Raw genomic sequence first — 17656 nt, forward strand, 5'->3', positions numbered from 1 at the left:
ATGTCCAGTAACCCCTTCAACCCCTTCGCGGCGGCGCTGAACTTCCAGACCGAGACCCTGGAGTCGCTGAGCGAGGCCGCCGAGACGAGCCAGATCGCCGACGAGCGACTGGAGCTGATGGAGTCGGTCGAGGTCGGCCAGACGCCCTCGGAGGTCGTCTACGAGGAGAACAAGCTGGAACTGCTCCACTACGACGCCGAGGCGGCCGGCATCGAGGTTGCCGAGGAGGACAAAGAGTCCGTTCCGATCCTCATCACGTACGCGCTGATCAACCGGCCGTACATCCTGGACCTCCAGGAGGAGCGCTCCGTCGTCCGACGCCTACTCGAAGCGGGCCACGACGTCTACCTCATCGACTGGAACGAGCCCTCGCGGCTCGACCAGCACCTGACGCTGGACGATTACGTCAACCGCTACATGGACAACTGCGTCGACGTCGTCCGCGAGCGCTCGGGCCAGGACGCCATCAACATCCTCGGCTACTGCATGGGCGGCACCATGTCGGTGATGTACGCCGCGCTACACCCCGAGAAGGTCAACGCGCTCGGCCTGATGGCCGCGGGCCTGTGTTTCGACCACACCGGCGGCGTCCTCGAAGAGTGGGGCTCGGAGGAGTACTACTCCCCCGAGGACGTCACCGAGACCTTCGGCAACGTCCCGGCGGACATGCTCGACGTCGGCTTCGCGCTGATGGACCCCGTCGAGAACTACGTCTCGAAGTACATCCGCCTGGCCGAGAACCTGGAGAGCGAGGGCTTCGTCGAGAACTTCGGCCGGATGGAGAAGTGGCTCGGCGACGGCATCGACGTCGCCGGCGAGGCGTACGTCCAGTTCCTCGAAGACGTCTACCAGGACAACAAGCTCTACAGGAACGAACTGGAGCTGAACGGCAAGCACGTCGACCTGGACAACATCGACATGCCGGTCCTCCAGCTGATGGGCGAGTACGACCACCTCATCCCGCCGGAGGCCTCCAAGCCGTTCAACGACGTCATCGCGAGCGAGGACACGCGGACCATCGAGTTCTCGACCGGCCACATCGGCCTGTCGGTCTCGTCCTCGACCCACGCGGACCTCTGGCCCGAGGTCGCCGAGTGGTACAGCGAGCGCAACCGCGGCGACGAGGTCGACATCGAGGTCGAGTCGCCGAGCGAGAGCGACGAAGACGCCGGCGACGAGGACGTCGAGACCGTCTCCGGCATCGGGCCGACCTACGCCGACCGCCTCCGCGCCGCCGGCGTCGAGACTGTCGCTGACCTCGGCGACTACGACGCCGCCGAGTTGGCCGAGCTCGCCGAGACCACCGAGTCCCGCGCCCAGGACTGGCTCGACCAGCTATAACCGACTGCGCCCTTTTTGTCTCTGCCAGCCGACCGACAGCCATGCGCATCTCCGTCATCGGCGGCTCGACGGTCACCGAGGAACAGTACGAGCAGGCCCACGAGGTCGGGCGGCTGCTGGGCAACCGCGGTCACGAGGTCGTCTGTGGCGGGCTCACGGGCGTCATGGAAGCCGTCTGCAAGGGCGCCAGCGAGGCCGGCGGCCACACAATCGGTATCGTCCCGGGCGAGCGCCGGGCAGCGGCCAACGACTACGTCGACACCGTCATCGCGACTGGGATGGGAAGTGCTCGGAACGTCCTCGTGGTCATGAACGGCGTCGGGACCATCGCTATCGACGGCAACACCGGGACGCTCTCGGAACTGGGCCACGCGCTGGACATGGACCGGCCGGTGGCGGGACTGGAGACCCACGAGGTCGACGGCGTCGAACATGTCGCGGACCCACTCGCGGCCGTCGAGTACGTCGAGTCAGCGGTGTAGCCGTCTGAGCACTGCCGACACCGCCAGCAACGCCATCCCGACGACTCGGACCCGGCGTCTGGCACCGTCGCGTGGTCGGAACTCCACGGCGAGCACTCGGTGATACCCCCAGCTGGCGGTCCGTAACAGCAGTCCGGGGACCAGAAGGTGGACGAGGCCGGCCAGTGCCGTCCCGAGCGAGAGGAGTCGACGCTCGGTCCGCGAGAGACGCATACCCGAGCCAAGGGACTGGAACAGCAAAAACGGTCGACCGGGTGAAATCGAGTTCACAGACGGTCGTCTGGACCGCCGGGCCGGCGTTCGATGCCAGTGACCCGTGCGTGCTCGTCCAGGTCGACTGCCAGGCGTTCACCACCCGCGTCGAGCGTGACCGTGACGGCTATCGGGTCCGTCTCCCGGACCGCGGTCCGCTCGGGGTCGGCGACGCAGTCGAACGCCCAGGCCGGGGTCGCCCGCGGGTCGACGCCGTGGTCGAAGAGCCAGCCGGCGACGGCGGGGTGATAGAGCACGGCGACCCCGGCCGGCGGGTAGTTGTAGAAGCTACACTGCCGACAGTCGATCCCCAGGACAGCGTGGTGATCGTCGGCGTAGTGGCTGTCCAGTTCCGGACCTGCGCCGGGAGCCAATCCGACGTCGATCACGCCCGCACAGACCGGACAGACGCCAGCGAGGGCGAACCGCCAGAACAGTCGCGTCCGGCGGTCGAACGCGGTTGCGATCTCGGGCGCAGATCGGCCCCGGATCCCCCCGGGGTCGAAGGGGAACGAGAGGACGAGCGAGCGACAGTCCAGACAGCCGACACGGCCCAGGAACTCGTCGTAGGTGAACACCATCGGTTCACCACAGTCCGGGCAGGTGGCGTCCAGCGTCACCGGGTCGACGTCCTCGGCCTGCTGGAGGAACCCACTCCGGATGGCGTCGATGACCCGATGACCGGGATAGCGGAGTTCGTACTCCTCGCCCGCTTTCCCGACGAACTGATCGGTGACCTGCGAGAGGTGGTAGTTGAACTTCCCGCTATCGCGCTCGCCGACACGATCCTGCAGTTCCGAGTACGTGAGCGAGTGGCCGTCGGCGTCCCACAGCGCGAACAGGATTTCGACGCGGAGTTCGTGGCTGAACAGCGCGAACGCCTCGTCGGGCGTCCGCCGCTGCTCGCCGTCGTCGTCGGCCATACCGAGCGGTTCGACCGGTTCCTACTAAACGGCTGTGTCGCCGACGACGTATCAACACGGCTACTGAAACGGAGTTCTCAGAGTTTTTACAGTATCGGCGGACCCACACTGTACTACGATGACAGCAACAGACCACGTCGTCGGACTCTGCGGGAGTCTGGGCGACGACAGCGGGACGAGAATCGCCGTCGAACGAGCGCTGGCCGCCGCCGAAACGAACGGTGCGACGACCGAACTGATCGACCTCCGGGAGTGGGACCTCCCGCTGTTCGATCCGGACGCCGACGACGCGGGCGACGGGGCCGAACTGGCAGCGCGAGTCCGCGAGGCCGACGGCCTCGTCGTCGGGACGCCGATGTACCACGGCTCGTACGCCTCCCCGCTGAAGACGGCGCTGGACTACTGTAGCATCGACGACGTCGAGGGGACGACCGTCGGTCTCCTCGCGGTGGCCGGCGGCGGGTTCCCGACCCCGGCACTGGAACACCTGCGCGCCACCTGCCGGGAACTGAAGGCCTGGCCACTGCCGACACAGGTCGCCATCCCGGACTCCTGGCAGGCCTTCGAAGACGGCTCGCTCGTCGACGAAGACATCGCAGAGCGCGTCGACGACCTCGGCGCGGAGGTGGCGGCCTACGCCGGCGTCGAAAACTACCCCGACGCCGTCGACCGGCCGGAACTGACCGCCTGCAACTAGTCGTAGGAGTCGACGAAACTGCCGTCCAGTAGTGCCTCACGCTGTGTGCGGATGTACTGGGCCTGCATCCCCCAGATTGCCTCCGCGAGCGGGACGTTCTCCTCGACGCGCCGGCGGACGAAGTCGTGTTTCCAGCGGGCGGGCGTCAGCCGACGGTCGACGCGCTCGCGGAGCGGCCGGATGTAACTGTGGGCCTCCTCCGTCGAGAGGCCTCGCTGTTCGAGCCCCTCTCTGGCGAGTTCGAACAGTTCGCCGTACAGTTCGTCGGTCACCGTCGTCGTCGTGCCGTCGGCCGTGATCCACTCGATATCTGCCCGGAGGCCGTCCTCGACGGCGGCGTAGAAGTTCTCCTTCGCCGTCTCCCACGCCAGGGACTGGATGGGATGTTCGAGTCGCGGCAGACTCTCCATCAGGCCGGCGAAGACCGCCTCGAACCCGATGGCATCCGTGAGCGTCGGTTGTGCGGGCAGCGGTCGGAACTCGATACGGGCGTTGGCCGCCGAGCGGGTCGGTCCCTCGAAGACCGGGCGGACCCACCGCCAGTACGACCCGTGCTTGTGGCGGACGTGGACGAACTGGTCGTCGAATCGACCGCCCGGCTGGAGGTCCATCGGGACGATGGTGTCGTCTTCGACGATGTCGTCGATAGCTTCCTCGACGGTCTCGAAGTCCGGTGGGAAACACACCTTCGGCGGCGTCGGATCGCCCGCTGGCGGGTTGAGGACCGACTCGAAGACGCCGATCCGGTTCTCCATGTGTGCGTCCTCGACGATCTCGGCGTCCGGCGCGTCGTCGTAGAGATCCGGCGGGAAGAATGGCGAGTTGACGCCCAGCGCCAACAGCGGCGCCGCTACACGGAGCGCGTAGCTGAAGTACTCCGGGAGGTCCGGCGCGTGGGGAATCTGGTAGTGGGGCTGGATAGAGGTGATGAGCGCCTCGGGCATCACGGTCGGCGCTGTCAGCGAGACGTGGGGCGCGTCGAGTTCGAATGCCGAGGGATAGTCGGTGTTGGCCATCGTGTGGTACCGGACCGAATCGGACATGTTGGTCCCGATACGCACGCCGTCGTGCTCGACGGCGTCACAGAGATAGCCGCCGGCGGTCTCGCCGTTGGGCGGGACGGTCCACATCCCGTCCGAGACCAGTCTGATCCCCTCGTTGCCCAGTCGCTGCTGGGCCGGCATCAGCGACGCCTTCAGTTCGTTGCGCTGGGCCGCCAGCCCGTGGGAGTTCAGCGGCTGGGGACTGGTCTGCATCTCCGCGTTGTGCAGCCCCAGTTCCTTCTCGAACCCGATGAGCTCCAGCAACTGGCGCGGGACCCGACGGAGCGCGTCCGTTCGGTCGTCGACGGCGTACAGTTCCAGTTCCATCCCCACGATAGCCTCCGTGTTGTCGAAGGTCCCCGAGCGAACCGCCTCCTTGAGCTGTTCGGCTTCCTCGCGGGCCCGCTGGTTGAACTCGTCGCCGTCGACATCCAGCGCCTCTCTGACCATCGCCGCCAGTTCCGAAGCCGACATACAACGGGGTTGTCCGGGCGCCCTCTTAAGGATGGTCCAGTGTCAGCCCGACGGCTCACCACCGCGGCTCGACTCCTCCAGCCGCCAGCGCTTCTCGACCTCCCGGTTCGCCAGTACCACCAGCGACCCGTCGTCGACCCGGAGCCTCGTCTTCCGGAGCCCGATCGAGGTGATAGTGCCGGTCACCGAGGCCGTATCGACGCGGTACCCCTCGTTGAAATCCGGGTCCCGGAGCAGGTAGACCCCGGCGACAGTGTCCGCGATCATGTCCTGCAGTGCGAAGGCGACGCCGAGCCCGATGAACCCGCTGGCGGTCCCCAGGCTGGCCGCGACGTCGCCGAGTCCGACGATATTCAGCAAGACGAGTGCCGCCCCGAACCACAGGAAGATGCCGATCACCGTCACTGCCAGGTCGACGACGAGTCGCTGACTCTCGGGATAGACCCGCTCGAACACCGAGCGAGCGATCGCGAGGACGATCTTGATTCCGACGTAGGCAATAGCGAGGAACAGCGTCCCGAGTATTATCTTCGGGATCGCCGCGACGATGCCGTCGATCAGTTCGGTCCCGACGGACGACAGTTGCTCACGAAACGACGTCGTCTGAATCAGCATATCCGGCTCCTTGACAGCCGAATCAGTTAGTAGCACATGTCGAGCGACCTCGCCGAGAGCGTCTCCCACAGGACTACAACAGCTCGCCGACGTCGCTCACTCCCGACCTCGCCGAGAATGTCTCCCACAGGACTACAACAGCTCGCCGACGTCGCTCACTCCCGACCTCGCCGAGAATGTCTCCCACAGGACTACAACAGCTCGCCGACGTCGCTCATCGTCTCCCCCAACGGATCGTCACACCGTGTCGAGAGTGCGCCCTCGACGGCGTCGCGGGCCGCCGGCAGCGGGTCGTGGGTCTCACAGTAGACCGCCAGCGAGAACTCCCGGTCACCCACGCCCGCGAGCGCCACCGCGTCCTCGCGAGCAAGCTCGCCAGCCAGCCAGTCCCGGACGATCTCCCGGCCGCGGGGACCGATCGGGGAAACCTGTTCGCCGAGGAGATGGAGCGTCTTGGCCGCGGTGACCGGTGGAACGCCGGCAGCGTGACCGCTGGCCCCGACGCTCTTCCCGGTAGCGTACGCGTCGACGACCGTCGCCGCCTCGTCCGGGGTACACGGGAGCAAATCCGCGACGGGTTCGAGGCGCTCGGCCAGCGGCGTGTCGGTGTCGTCGACGGCGGCGACACCCTGGTCACGCTGGCGCTCGGTGACCTCGATACCCGCAGCGATGTCCGACAACCCCATTTGTCTCACCTTCACTTCCCGGTAATTTAGGTCTGGCGACTCTCCCGAGGACCGGGGGTCACCAACGGGGGAACTACCTACCGGTTACCGGTCGGTAGTTTCTCCCAAGCGGGTCGGAAATCCGGGGATCGGATCGGTTTTTTAACCCCTGTCTCGGCCGTAGGAAACGATACGATGAGTACGACAGCATCGAGTTGTCCGGAGTGTGAGGGGACAGTCGAGCGAAACGGTGCCGAGACGGTGTGTGCCCGCTGTGGGCTCGTGGTCGGCGAGGACGCGATCGACCGCGGCCCCGAGTGGCGGTCCTTCGACGACGACGAGACGGAACGTGCTCGGACCGGCGCGCCGCTGACCCGGTCGCGTCACGACCGCGGCCTCTCGACCGAGATCGGCCGGTCGACGCGGCTCAAAGGTCGGAAGCGGCGACAGCTGGCACGGCTCCGCCGTGAGCACACCCGCGCGCAGGTCAGTTCGAAACGCGAGCGCAACCAGGTGTACTCGTTCACCGAAATCAGACGGATCGTCGGCGCGCTCGGCCTCTCGGACGCGCTGCGGGACCGAGCGTGCGTGCTGTTCGAGTCGGCCCAGCAGGCCGACCTGCTACAGGGGCGGTCGCTGGAGGGGTTCGCCGCCGCGGCCGTCTACGCGACCTGCCGGACAGAGGGTGTCGCCCGGACCGTCGAAGAACTGTGTGCGGTCGCGAAAGCCGATCCGAACGAACTGCGGGCGGCCTACGACGCGCTGAACCGTGATCTGGGACTGCCGACCGGCCCCATCGATCCGCGAGAGTACGTCCCTCGGTTCGCGACGGAACTGGACCTGTCCAGTGGGGTTCGCCAGCGCGCGGAAGCACTGGTCGACGAGGCACACGAGCAGGGTATCGTCAGTGGGCGGAACCCGGCGGGAGTCGCAGCGGGCTGTCTGTACACCGCTGCACAGGAACAGGACGTCGAACTGACCCAGGCCGAGGCGGCCGAGGTGGCCGACGTGACGCCGGTGACGCTCCGTGGGACCTACAGCGAGTTACAGCCGTAGGCCGCGTCCGCCAACGTTTCAAACGAGTCGGCCGCACCGGACGCGGGCGCGACCTGGTGGACTGGCTGGCCGTGTCGCTGTGCGGTCGCGAGGTGGTCGCTCTCGGGAACGGTGACGACCGGCGCGCCGAACTGGTCGGCCAGTTCGTCGATCCGTGGGAGCTCTGTGACGCGATTGAGGACGACACGACAGAGCCCGGTGTCGAGTTCGCGAGCCAGTGCCCGGACCCTGAGGGCGTCGACCAGTGCCGCTCGCTCGGGCACGGTTACCAAGACGGCCGCGTCGGCGACCGAGAGCGGCAGGCCGACGTCGGCCTGGAGTCCGGCCGGCGAGTCGACCACCACCCAGCGGTAGGCCCGGTCGAGCGCGGTCAGTACGTCGGTGAGTGCGGCCGGGTCGGCCGCGCGCGCCCCGGCGAGCGTTCGCCCGCACGGGAGCAGCGTCACCGGGCCGCTCTCGTCGACGGCCGCGAGTGGGTCCGCCCGGCCGGCCAGGACATCGTGGAGGTCCGGGCCACGCCGGTCCGGGAGGTCGGCCATCGCGAGGTCGCCGTCGACGACGACGCCGTCGAGTGTCGCGGCGAGGTTGTACGCGACCGTCGACTTCCCGACGCCGCCCTTCCCGCCAGTGACGGTGAGTATCATACCAGTCGTGCCAGCGTCTCGGTCGGGACCGTCGCCGCCGCGCGCCGATCGGCAAGCCGTTCGGCACGGTCGGCGATCGCTCGCAACGCTCGCTCGTCGGCGGCCCCACTGTCGGCGATGGCTCTGACACCCGAGAGTCCGCCCGCGTCCCTGACGGCTGTCGTCGCCGCCGACAGCGATTCCGTGTCCGCGAGCCGTTCGGCGTGCTCGACGCGTCGCTCCACGTCGTCGAGCCAGGCTGTGACGGCTTCGGGAACGGCAACCGAGGTATCGGACGACCCGTCAGGAGTCGGCGACTCGGCGGCTGGATGCTCGTCGGTGTGATCGTCGTCGCTCTCGATTCCGGCGTCGATGTCGGGAACTGCGTCGGCGGGCGGCGACGGATCGCCGAGGTCCTGGAGGATCGCGGTCGGTGTCGTCGCCGCACCGACGGGTTCCGAACCGGCTGGCGGCACCGACGTTTCGAGGGTGGCCAGCGGGTCGGCCGGCGACGCCTCGACGGCGTAGCCCAGCGCGTGACGACCCGGTTCGAGGACGCCTTCGAATCCGGCCGTACTCCAGCCGGCCTCGGGGCGGCCCTCGCGACGGGGCGGCAAGACCGGGCCGTCGAGACGGTTCCGAACGGTGACGTAGAGCGGATCCTCGGGGACGACGACGCTGGCAGTGACCAGCGTCACCCCCTCGCGGTGCGTACACGAGCAATCGAGCGAGACCATGTCCGGTCCTGGTCCCGGCTTCGCTTCTAAACGTTAGCACCGGACGACGGGAGCTTCGAGCCAGGTCGCCGCCGCCCCGGGTGTCCGGAACCGGTCGACCGCGAGCACGACCGGCGCCGGTGTCCGGGCGACCCGGAGGACGGCGAGCGCGGCGGTGACCGGGTCGGCCTCGAACGGGTCGTCCGGTGTCGGGCCGGGCGCTTTGGCGACGGCCCGTTCGAACTCCCCGCTGAGTCGCTCGACCAGCGTGGCTCTGGCCGCCCGCTCGCGGTTGGCGAGACGGTCTTCGAGCCGTCGTCGCTCGGCCAGTCGGTCGCGATACTCGCGGAGTTCGTCCCGGCGGCGCTGCCGGCTCTGCTCGGCGGCGGTCCGGGCGGTCCGCCGCTCGGCGAGCGTCGTCGCCGCGTCTCTGAGATCGGCCTGCGCGTCGGCCGTGTCTGCATCGAGCGCCTCGCGGGCCTGCAAACGGCCACGGTGGACGCCGACGGCCTCCTGCAGGGAGGCGAGTTCCCGGTCGGGCGGCCCCTCGGCGAGCGTCGTCCGACTCGGGGTGGCCGGCTCCAGTTCAGCGAGTCGCTCCCGGATAGCTGCGATGTCGTCGTCCACCGACGTCTGCTCGCCACGCGAGCGGGCAGCAGCCGCGAGCGCGGTCCGGGTTCGAAGGCCGACCTCGAGGTGGACGTGGCCGACGTACTCGTAGACGGCGGTCGGTTCGGGTGCCTCGATCGCTGGTTGACACCGTTGCCCGCGGACTGCCGCCGCAACGGTGTCGCCGGCCACCGGCCACGCCCGGAGGTCGACGGCCCGTCCCGCGAACGTCGTCGGCCCGACGCGGAGTTTCACAGCGGTTCCTCCCGCATCGACTCGGGGGCCGGTAGGTCCCGGCCCGCCGCGAACCGCTCGTACGGCGTCGACGGTTCCGAGCGGTCCTCGTAGTCCCGCGCCGCCGTCCGGACGTGGTCCGGCACGTCCGGCGTCTCGAACGGGACGACCCGTTCGAGCTGGACGTCCAGGCTGTGTTTGTGCTGGAGACGGAGTGCCTGGAAGGCGCCGAACTCGGTGGCCGACAGCAGCGCCGCCCGACCGAAGTGTCGGACGACACAGTCCTCGTGGGCCCGGCAGACGTTGCGAAGGTCCCGACGGGCCGCGCGTGAGTGGGTGACGACCAGCAGCATCACCGACGGCTTGTGCCGGGTGGTACTAAAAATTCCGCGGTTCTACGCTCGTAACAATTCACGGGCCCGGACGTGCTGTTCGCCGTCGCGGACGCTGACGACGGCGTCGAACAGAGACGCCAGCGCGTCGACCGTCTGGCGTTCGTGTGCGGTCGGGTCCAGGTGGAAGTGTGCCCGCGCGTCGGCCGCGTGCAGCTGCCCGGTGACCGTATGGAGGAACTCGTAGCTCGTCTCGACCTCGACGTACTGGAGCATCGCCGTCAGGGAGTCGAAACAGACGGCGACGTCCTCGTGGTCCGACAGCGTCTGGCTGAGTGTGATCCCCAGCCCGGTCAGGTCACTCGGCGTCGAGATGCTATCGACGGTGACCGACGAGCGTGACGTGTCCTCGGCAGTGGGCGTCTCGCCGACTGCGATGACCGACAGCGCACCGACGTCGGCCGACGACGAGCGGACCGCCTCCACGCAGGCCGACGGCGACCGTGTGTAAGTGACCCACAGGACGTCGGGCGTAGTGTCGCCGGCGTGGAGCAACTCCGTACAGCCCTCCCCGCCACCGGCGTGGCCGCTCATCGACGGCGCACAGATCAGGGTATTTGTCGCCGCCGTGAGCGGGCCGGACAGGTCACGCATCGGTGTGGAGACGCATACACGCTCCTACTGTAAAACGACTTCCACTAGGTCGTCTCACTCGACAACGACGACGTCGAACGTGCCGGGATCGTCGACGAGCGCCCGAACGCGGTCGCGGGCCGCCGCCGAACTCGGTGCGAGCACGACCAGGCCGTCGACCGACGACTCACCCTCGGCCCGGTAGGCCTGCAGGTCGCCCTCGAAGTCCGTCGCGTAGGTCCGCAGGACCCCACGTACCTCCCGTTCGAGGTCCGCGAGCGAGCACTCGCCGTCCTCGAAGGTCGCCAGCGCCTCCTCGACGTTCCGGAGTGCGGAGATGCGGTCCATTATGTCGTCCGGAGGTGGTCGGTACGGGGTTCGTACACCTCGCCTTTCTGTTTGAGCTTCTCGATCTCGTGTTCGGCCTTGGACTCGTCGATACCGACCTCCTCGGCGCGCTCGACCACCACGTCGACCGGCGCCCCCTCGTCGTACTCGTCCTCGATGTCGGCGATGATCCCGCGGATGTTCTGGATGCGGTCCCGCTGGCTCTTGGAGGTGCCCGTCTCGACGACGTCGGCGTCGAACTCGCCGGTCTCTGGGTCGACACCGATCTCCTTGAGACAGTAGTGGGCGATCTCGACGGCCCGGTCGGCGTCCTCCTCCTCGACGGTATCAGAGAGCCGGATGCGGGCCGAGGCTTCGGCCAGTCGGACCAGCGCCTCCAGTTTCCGGGCGGTCACGGGAACGGGGGCGTCCTCGTCCTGCCCCTTCAGTCGTAGATCGACGTAGAACTCCTCGATGACGGTCTTTGCCTCCTCGGTCATCGTCGGGAAGCAGTTCCGTTTGGCGTAGGCGATGTACTTCCGCAGCAGGTCCGGTTCGATGGTCGGCGCGACCTCGTCGGTGACGGTCTCGACCTCCTCGGCGGAGTAGTTCGAGGTCGAAGTCTCGACCCGGTGGGTGTTCAACTCGCCGGCGTAGTTGGTCTGGATGATGTGCTGGGCGAGGTTGCGGTCCTCCTCCTCGTCGGGCTGGTCGGTGACCGTGAAGATCAGGTCGAACCGGGAGATCAGCGCCGGCTCCAGGTCGATCTGCTCGCCGATCGGCTCGTACTGGTCGAAGCGGCCGTACTTGGGGTTGGCCGCGCCCAGCAGCGAGCAGCGAGATTTCAGTGTGGCGTTGATGCCGGCTTTCGAGACGCTGATACGTTGCTGTTCCAATGCTTCGTGCATCGCGCTACGATCTTCCGAGCTCATCTTATCCAGTTCGTCGACAGCGGCGATGCCTTGGTCGGCCAGAACGAGCGCGCCAGCCTCTAACGTCCACTGTTGGCCGTCGCCGAAGTCGTCTCTCACAGCCGCCGCAGTAAGGCCGGCGCTGGAGCTCCCTTTCCCAGAAGTGTAGACAGACCGAGGGGCAATTTCTCGGATATATGATAACATCTGGGAGTTGTGCGAGACGATTCCGTTCGAGATGTAGCTATGCGTCCCCTCGACTTCGAGGTCGTAAACCCAGTCTTCGTCGGGTTCGACGGGAGTTATCGACGCTATCGTGTCGGTGTCGATACGGGCGCGTCCGCCGTCTGTTGTTGCGACAGGTGCGGTACTGCTGTCAGCGATACTGGAGTCACATGCAATCAGCATGCCCGACTCAAGTTCCTCTGCACGAACCGGACCAAGGGAATTCCCGGATTGGACGAACAACGGATGTGACGGGGTTACTTCGATTTCGCGCCCGGTCGCCGTTCGAATCCGGTACAGATGCTCCGGCATCTCTCGCTTCCAGACCTTCGTTACCTGCTGTGCCGCTATCGTCCCGTCGTCCTGGAGCGAAGGGACTTCGAAATCTGCTGTGTCCCACACACCGTCGTCGACTGGCTTGGGATCGTCGAGGTTCGATTCTACGATTTTTCGTATGGGGACCTCTTGTCCATCCTCAAGCGTGATTTTCGTGTCTCCTCGAACACACTTCCCCGTCCCGGGGTCACCGATCAGGAGCATGTGCAGGTCACCCCGGATGCGCGAGCCGTCGGGGAGTTCCTTGGTGACCCCCGAGAAGAGCTGGAGCATCATCGCGAGCTTCTCCTTCTCGTAGCCGTAGATGGAGGGAGCGATGGCGCCGACCATCTGGTCGTAGATGTCGGGCTCGTTCGAGAGCTCGACGATGTCTTTCTTGTCGGCGTCGGTGATGTCCATGTCCTCGAACTGCTCGTCCTCGATGACGACGCTGACGCCGTCCATGTAGATGTCGAACATCGGGGACTTGTCCTGGTCCGACCCCTGCTGGTCGAGTTTGAGGACGCCGGTCACGCGGACGTGGTCACCGGCGGTGACGGTGCCGGTGATGTCGTCCTCGACGTTGATATCGATGGACTGGGGTGTCTCGCCGCCGCGCAGGCCCTCGGGGGACTCCTGGACGCGGATCTTCTGGGCGTCGATGAACTGGGACTGTTCGGTGTTGAGCCGGAACGGACCCTGCCGTTCACAGCCCTGGCATTCGTGGGGTTCCTGGAAGTCGCCGGTGTTCTGGGGGATGCGGGTGAGGGTGCCACAGCGCTGGCACTCGAAGGCGGCCTCGATCACCTTCGGGCGGACGTCGGTCGCCTTGCGGACGATGCCCTGGACGGCGATGAGGTTGCCGTGGTGTTCGTGGCGGATCTCGCGGATGTCCTCGGACTCGGGGAGGTTCTGGAGGCGGACGTGGGCCTGGCCGAGCGAGACGTCCACGGGGAGGTCGTACAGCCGGAGTGCCTCCTCGGCGTACTCCTGGATCTGTTCGGGCTTGGTGCGATAGTCGTCGGCCAGGTCGGGGTCGAAGCGGTAGAGGTCCTGCCAGTCGATGTACAGCGACTTCTGGTCGTTGGGGTACTTCTGGGCGAGCTCACCGATCTCGTTGCGGTAGTAGTTGCGGTAGAACTCCTCGAACCGGTCGATGAGCTCGGTGTTGTCGGCGGTCGCCATCTGGTTAGGCAACGATTGCGCCCGACGGGCTAAGAACCTTCGCCAACCGCGGTGGAAGTGGGTCGGGGTCGGCCGCGACCGGGAGACAGCGACACGACCGATTCGAAGTGAAGGGGTGGGTCCCGGAGTCAGGACGGGCTACTCGGCGACGCTGCGCAGGCTCTCGTAGCAGGCGCCGATGGGGTGATAGCCCGGTTCGACCGCCGGCCCTTCGCCGGTGGGATACGGTTCGTTAGCCGGGGAGACACGTTCGTACCAGTTGCCGCTGGGCGCGACCATCGTGTCCAGCGCGTAGTCCCAGCAGCGCTCGTACCACTCCCGATAGCGGTCGTCGTCGGTTCGTTCGAGGAGTGCGGCGGCGGCGCCGATGGCCTCGGCGACCTCCCAGCCGTACTTGTCGTCGACCACGGGGTCGCCGTCCCGGTCCAGCGAGTAGTAGAAGCCCCCGCGCTCGTCGTCCCAGCCATCGGTCGCAGCGTCGAACAGTTCCCTGGCACGCGCCAGCAGCCAGTCAGCGTCGGCGTGCCGATCCAGGATACAGAGGAGTTTCGCCCATTCGGCGTGGTGGCCGGGCTGGAACCCCCAGGGCCGGAACTGGTGGGCGGGGTCCTCGCGGTTGTACGCGAAGTCGTGCTCCCAGTCGGCGGTGTAGTGCTCCCAGATGCGCCCGTCGGTCTCGGCGGCGAGGTCGACACAGAGCCGTTCGGCGACGGTCAGCGCGCGGTCGAGATAGCGCTGCTCGCCGGTGACTTCGTAGGCGACGATGTTCGCCTCGCAGGCGTGCATGTTGGCGTTCTGCCCGCGGTAGGGCTCGGGTGACCGCCACTCGGCGTCGAAGACGCTCCGATAGAGCCCCTGGTCGGGATCGTAAAACCGGTCGTCGAGGAGGTCCCACGTCTCGCGGAGGTACGCGTCGGCGTCGGGGACGCCGGCGGCCGTCGCCCGGGCGTACGCGAGGACGACGAACGCGTGGCCGTAACAGACCCGCCGGGAGTCGGTCGGCGTCGTCCCCGAGAGCAGCCAGTGGTAGCCGCCGTACTCGGCGTCACGGAACTGGTCGTGGAGGAACTCGGCACCACGATGGGTGGCCCGTTCCCAGGGATCGGGCCCGAACAGGTCGGTCGCCAGCCCGAAGTTCCGGGTGAACCGCGCTGCAGCGACGAGATGCTTGCTGTCGGGATCGTAGATCTCGCCGGTCTCGGTGTCCAACTGGGCGACGAACCCACCGTGTCGCTCGTCGACACAGGCCGGGTAGTAGAACTGGAGTACGTCCGCGATATGTGCCCGGAGCCAGTCCGGGTCGGTGTACTCGCCCATAGCGGACCGAGGACCGGTCTGTGCATCAAGGTTCTGTCGTCAGCGAACCGTCACGAACGACGGAATCGTGTGAATTAAACCGCGACTCTGTGAACGGCCGGCGTGGACAGCCCAGCACTCATCGTCTTCTGTGGTCTTCCAGGGGTGGGCAAGTCGACGGCCTCGGCGTACGCCGCCGAACAGTGCGGGGCCACCCGCTACCGGAGCGACGAGGTCCGCAAGTCGCTGTTCGACGATCCGTCCTACACCGACGCGGAGATCCGTCGGACCTACGAGGAACTCCTCTCGCGGGCGCAGGCCGACCTGGAACACGGCGAAAGCGTCGTGGCCGACGCGACGTTCAACCGCAGGGCCTACCGCGATCTGGCCGACGAGACGGCGGCCGAGGTCGGCGCCGACGTGGTGTTCGTCCGGGTGACCTGTTCGCCTGATACCGTTCGCGAGCGGATCGCCGCTCGCGAGGACGCGGTCAGCGACGCCGACTTCGAGGTCTACCGGGAACTGCGCGCCGAGTTCGAACCGTTCGAGCGCGACCACGCCGTCGTCGACAACTCCGGGTCGGTCGAAGCGACCAACGAACAGGTCGACGCGGTGCTGGCGGAGCAGGTGTGTGACTCCGGGCCGGTGAAACAGTAAGCCGCTGGATGGCAGCGTCGCTCGGCAGTGTGTACGCCCGGAGAGAGTGAAGTGGGATCGCCCAGATTTGAACTAGGGGCACGGGCACCCAAGGCCCGAAGGTTACCAAGCTACCCCACGATCCCGCACCAGAACGTGTGTCGGTCACCGAGTAAAGGGTTTCGTTGCCGGTGCGCCCGTGTCACGGTGGCGCGAGGCCCCAGAAGAACGCGATGCCCAGCGTGGTGACGACGGTAAAGAGCGCCTGAAGTGGCGCCCCGACCTTCAGGTAGTCGGTAAAGCGGTAGCCACCGGGTCCGTAGACGATGAGGTTCGTCTGGTACCCCACCGGCGTCATGAACGCCGTCGACGCCGCGAAGGTGACCGCGAGGACGAACGCGAACGGATAGGCGCCCAGCTGACGGGCGGCTTCGACTGCAACGGGGATCATCAGGACGACCGAGGCGTTGTTCGAGATGATGTTCGTCAGGACTGCCGTCACCAGATACATCAGGCCGAGGACGATGATTGCGGGCAGTCCGGGTGCGGCCATGACGAACAGATCTGCAAGGAGGTCCGCACCGCCGGTCTCCTGGAGCGCGATCCCCAGCGGGATGACGCCGGCCAGCAGGAAGATGACGTCCCACTGGACGGCGTCGTACAGCTCCTGGGGACGCAGACAGCCGGTCAGCACCATCGCCACCGCGCCGGCCAGTGACGAGGCGACGATGTGGATCGGCGTCAGTGCGGCGATCCCGACGACCGCGGCGACGATGCCGACGGCGACGGGGATCTTCGACCGGCGGAAGTCGGGCCGTTCGACCTCCTGGGCGACGATGAAGTCGTTGTTGACGTTGAGGCGGTCGATGCTCTCCGGGGTCGCCTGGACCAGCAGCGTGTCACCGACCTTGAGCCGGACCCGGTCCATCCGCTGGCGGAACAGCTCCTGGCCGCGCCGCAGTGCCAGCACCGTCGCGTCGTAGCGCTGGCGGAAGTTCGAGGAGGCCAGCGTCTCGCCGATCAACGACGACCCCGGCCCGACGACCACCTCGACGAGGTTCGTCCGTTCGTCGGCCATCTCGAGTTCGGCGTCGTCGACCTCGACCTCGGGTATCAGGTCGAGGCCGTCGGCGTCGAGCAGTTCCACGAGCGTGTCCCGGTCGGTCCGGACCGCGAAGACGTCCCCGGCCATGATCACCTTCGGACCGAGCGGTTCGAGGAACGTCTGCTCGCCGCGGGCGAGCTGGACGACGTCGACGTCGAGGTCGGTCTCTGCGAGCGCCGACCGGACCGTCTGGCCGATGATGGGCGAGTCCTCGCGGACGACGACCTCGGTGAGGTACTCGCCCATCTCGAACTCGTCGGTGAGGTCCTCGCGGGCCTCGATGCGGCCCGGGACGAGCCACCGGCCGACGGTGAGCAGGTAGACGGTGCCGACGACGGTGACGATCAGCCCGAGCTGTGTGAACTCGAACATCCCGAACGGGTGGTCCAGCAACTCCGCCGAGAGCTGTGAGGCGAGGATGTTCGTCGACGTCCCGATGAGGGTCAACATTCCGCCGAACATCGAGGCATACGAGAGCGGCAAGAGGAGTTTCGACGGTGAGATCTTTCCCTCGTGGGCGATATCGGTGACCATCGGCAGGAGGATGGCGACGGCGGCGGTGTTGTTGATGAACCCCGAGATGGGTGCGACCAGCCCGACGGTGGCGCCGAGTTGCCGGGACTCGCTGTCGCCGGTCAGCGACGCGAGTTTCGCGCCAAGTAGCTGGACGATACCCGTCCGCTGGACGCCATCCGAGAGGATGAACATCGCCAGCACGGTGATCGTCGCCGTCGAGGCAAAGCCCGAGAGCCCGGCTGTCAGGGCCGAGCCGTCGTCACCGGGCTGGTGCAGCACGAACACGGGTTCTGCGAGCAGGCCGGCGTCCGCGGCGACCATCGTCACCGGTTCGACGAGCATCAGCGCGACCATGACGCTGATCGCGGTCACGTCGACGGGGAGTGCCTCCGTCGCGAACAGGACGAGCGCGAGCACGATGAGTCCAAAGACGAACGCCATCCCC

The 17656-nt window shown here is 67.1% G+C and carries 19 protein-coding genes and 1 tRNA gene; 5 read left to right on the top strand and 15 right to left on the bottom strand.

Annotation, left to right across the window (positions count from 1 at the left end):
* Together phaC and Hhyl2_RS12520 are read left to right on the top strand one after the other, a co-directional pair.
* Positions 1-1341, top strand: coding sequence for a poly(3-hydroxyalkanoate) polymerase subunit PhaC (gene phaC / locus Hhyl2_RS12515; RefSeq protein WP_483551104.1), 1341 nt, complete (start codon positions 1-3; stop codon positions 1339-1341).
* Positions 1342-1382: 41 nt separating this feature from the next.
* Positions 1383-1823, top strand: a complete 441-nt coding sequence (locus Hhyl2_RS12520; RefSeq protein ID WP_483551105.1) for a TIGR00725 family protein — start codon at positions 1383-1385, stop codon at positions 1821-1823.
* On the opposite strand, the gene Hhyl2_RS12525 is transcribed toward Hhyl2_RS12520, so the two are convergent.
* Both Hhyl2_RS12525 and Hhyl2_RS12530 read right to left on the bottom strand, forming a co-directional pair.
* Positions 1812-2036: a hypothetical protein gene (locus Hhyl2_RS12525; RefSeq protein WP_483551106.1), complete on the bottom strand. Its 225-nt coding sequence runs from the start codon at positions 2034-2036 to the stop codon at positions 1812-1814. The genes Hhyl2_RS12520 and Hhyl2_RS12525 overlap by 12 nt on opposite strands.
* 53 nt (positions 2037-2089) lie before the next feature.
* Positions 2090-2998, bottom strand: coding sequence for a DUF7351 domain-containing protein (locus Hhyl2_RS12530; protein ID WP_483551107.1), 909 nt, complete (start codon positions 2996-2998; stop codon positions 2090-2092).
* 118 nt (positions 2999-3116) lie between these two features.
* Here Hhyl2_RS12530 and Hhyl2_RS12535 point away from each other — a divergent pair, with 118 nt between their 5' ends.
* Positions 3117-3695 carry an NADPH-dependent FMN reductase gene (locus Hhyl2_RS12535; RefSeq protein WP_483551108.1) on the top strand — a complete coding sequence of 193 codons (579 nt, stop codon included), beginning with the start codon at positions 3117-3119 and terminating at the stop codon, positions 3693-3695.
* On the opposite strand, the gene Hhyl2_RS12540 is transcribed toward Hhyl2_RS12535, so the two are convergent.
* The 3 genes from Hhyl2_RS12540 to Hhyl2_RS12550 all read right to left on the bottom strand — a co-directional run bounded on the left by Hhyl2_RS12540 (position 3692) and on the right by Hhyl2_RS12550 (position 6513).
* Positions 3692-5212 carry a glutamate-cysteine ligase family protein gene (locus Hhyl2_RS12540; protein WP_483551109.1) on the bottom strand — a complete coding sequence of 507 codons (1521 nt, stop codon included), beginning with the start codon at positions 5210-5212 and terminating at the stop codon, positions 3692-3694. The two genes, Hhyl2_RS12535 and Hhyl2_RS12540, sit on opposite strands and share 4 nt — an antisense overlap.
* Positions 5213-5254: 42 nt before the next feature.
* Positions 5255-5827 carry a mechanosensitive ion channel family protein gene (locus Hhyl2_RS12545; RefSeq protein ID WP_483551110.1) on the bottom strand — a complete coding sequence of 191 codons (573 nt, stop codon included), beginning with the start codon at positions 5825-5827 and terminating at the stop codon, positions 5255-5257.
* Positions 5828-6018: 191 nt separating this feature from the next.
* On the bottom strand, positions 6019-6513 hold the full coding sequence (locus tag Hhyl2_RS12550; RefSeq protein WP_483551111.1) for a DUF7858 family protein: 495 nt from the start codon (positions 6511-6513) through the stop codon (positions 6019-6021).
* Between the two features lie 174 nt (positions 6514-6687).
* Here Hhyl2_RS12550 and Hhyl2_RS12555 point away from each other — a divergent pair, with 174 nt between their 5' ends.
* Positions 6688-7548 carry a transcription initiation factor IIB gene (locus Hhyl2_RS12555; RefSeq protein WP_483551112.1) on the top strand — a complete coding sequence of 287 codons (861 nt, stop codon included), beginning with the start codon at positions 6688-6690 and terminating at the stop codon, positions 7546-7548.
* Here Hhyl2_RS12555 and Hhyl2_RS12560 read toward each other — a convergent pair.
* The 8 genes from Hhyl2_RS12560 to Hhyl2_RS12595 all read right to left on the bottom strand — a co-directional run bounded on the left by Hhyl2_RS12560 (position 7527) and on the right by Hhyl2_RS12595 (position 14975).
* The gene (locus tag Hhyl2_RS12560) at positions 7527-8192 is read right to left on the bottom strand and encodes a MinD/ParA family ATP-binding protein (protein ID WP_483551113.1); all 666 of its coding nucleotides are present in this window, start codon (positions 8190-8192) and stop codon (positions 7527-7529) included. The two genes, Hhyl2_RS12555 and Hhyl2_RS12560, sit on opposite strands and share 22 nt — an antisense overlap.
* Positions 8189-8908: a DUF7857 domain-containing protein gene (locus Hhyl2_RS12565; RefSeq protein ID WP_483551114.1), complete on the bottom strand. Its 720-nt coding sequence runs from the start codon at positions 8906-8908 to the stop codon at positions 8189-8191. Before Hhyl2_RS12565 ends, Hhyl2_RS12560 begins: the two co-directional genes overlap by 4 nt.
* A gap of 33 nt (positions 8909-8941) precedes the next feature.
* Entirely contained in the window at positions 8942-9751 is an 810-nt protein-coding gene (locus tag Hhyl2_RS12570; protein WP_483551115.1) for a DUF7856 family protein, read from the bottom strand.
* A complete protein-coding gene (locus tag Hhyl2_RS12575) occupies positions 9748-10083 on the bottom strand; it encodes a DUF7855 family protein (protein WP_483551116.1) in 336 nt (111 codons plus the stop codon). Before Hhyl2_RS12575 ends, Hhyl2_RS12570 begins: the two co-directional genes overlap by 4 nt.
* Positions 10084-10125: 42 nt before the next feature.
* Positions 10126-10716 (bottom strand): DUF7504 family protein, encoded by a 591-nt coding sequence (locus Hhyl2_RS12580; protein WP_483551117.1) that lies wholly within the window; start codon positions 10714-10716, stop codon positions 10126-10128.
* Positions 10717-10770: 54 nt separating this feature from the next.
* Positions 10771-11043: a DUF7854 family protein gene (locus tag Hhyl2_RS12585; RefSeq protein WP_483551118.1), complete on the bottom strand. Its 273-nt coding sequence runs from the start codon at positions 11041-11043 to the stop codon at positions 10771-10773.
* Positions 11043-13658 (bottom strand): ATP-binding protein, encoded by a 2616-nt coding sequence (locus Hhyl2_RS12590; RefSeq protein ID WP_483551119.1) that lies wholly within the window; start codon positions 13656-13658, stop codon positions 11043-11045. The genes Hhyl2_RS12585 and Hhyl2_RS12590 overlap by 1 nt, the downstream gene beginning before the upstream one ends.
* Positions 13659-13796: 138 nt before the next feature.
* Positions 13797-14975, bottom strand: a complete 1179-nt coding sequence (locus Hhyl2_RS12595) for an AGE family epimerase/isomerase (RefSeq protein ID WP_483551120.1) — start codon at positions 14973-14975, stop codon at positions 13797-13799.
* A gap of 102 nt (positions 14976-15077) precedes the next feature.
* Between Hhyl2_RS12595 and Hhyl2_RS12600 the strand changes: the two genes are divergently transcribed.
* Entirely contained in the window at positions 15078-15611 is a 534-nt protein-coding gene (locus Hhyl2_RS12600; RefSeq protein WP_483551121.1) for a P-loop nucleotide/nucleoside kinase family protein, read from the top strand.
* 52 nt (positions 15612-15663) lie between these two features.
* Here the strand turns inward: Hhyl2_RS12600 and Hhyl2_RS12605 are convergent.
* Both Hhyl2_RS12605 and Hhyl2_RS12610 read right to left on the bottom strand, forming a co-directional pair.
* Positions 15664-15736: transfer RNA gene (locus tag Hhyl2_RS12605), tRNA-Pro, on the bottom strand.
* A 56-nt stretch (positions 15737-15792) separates the two neighbouring features.
* Positions 15793-17652: an SLC13 family permease gene (locus Hhyl2_RS12610; RefSeq protein ID WP_483552029.1), complete on the bottom strand. Its 1860-nt coding sequence runs from the start codon at positions 17650-17652 to the stop codon at positions 15793-15795.
* Positions 17653-17656: the final 4 nt, after the last annotated feature.

This window comes from Haloarcula sp. H-hyl2 (assembly GCF_056934385.1).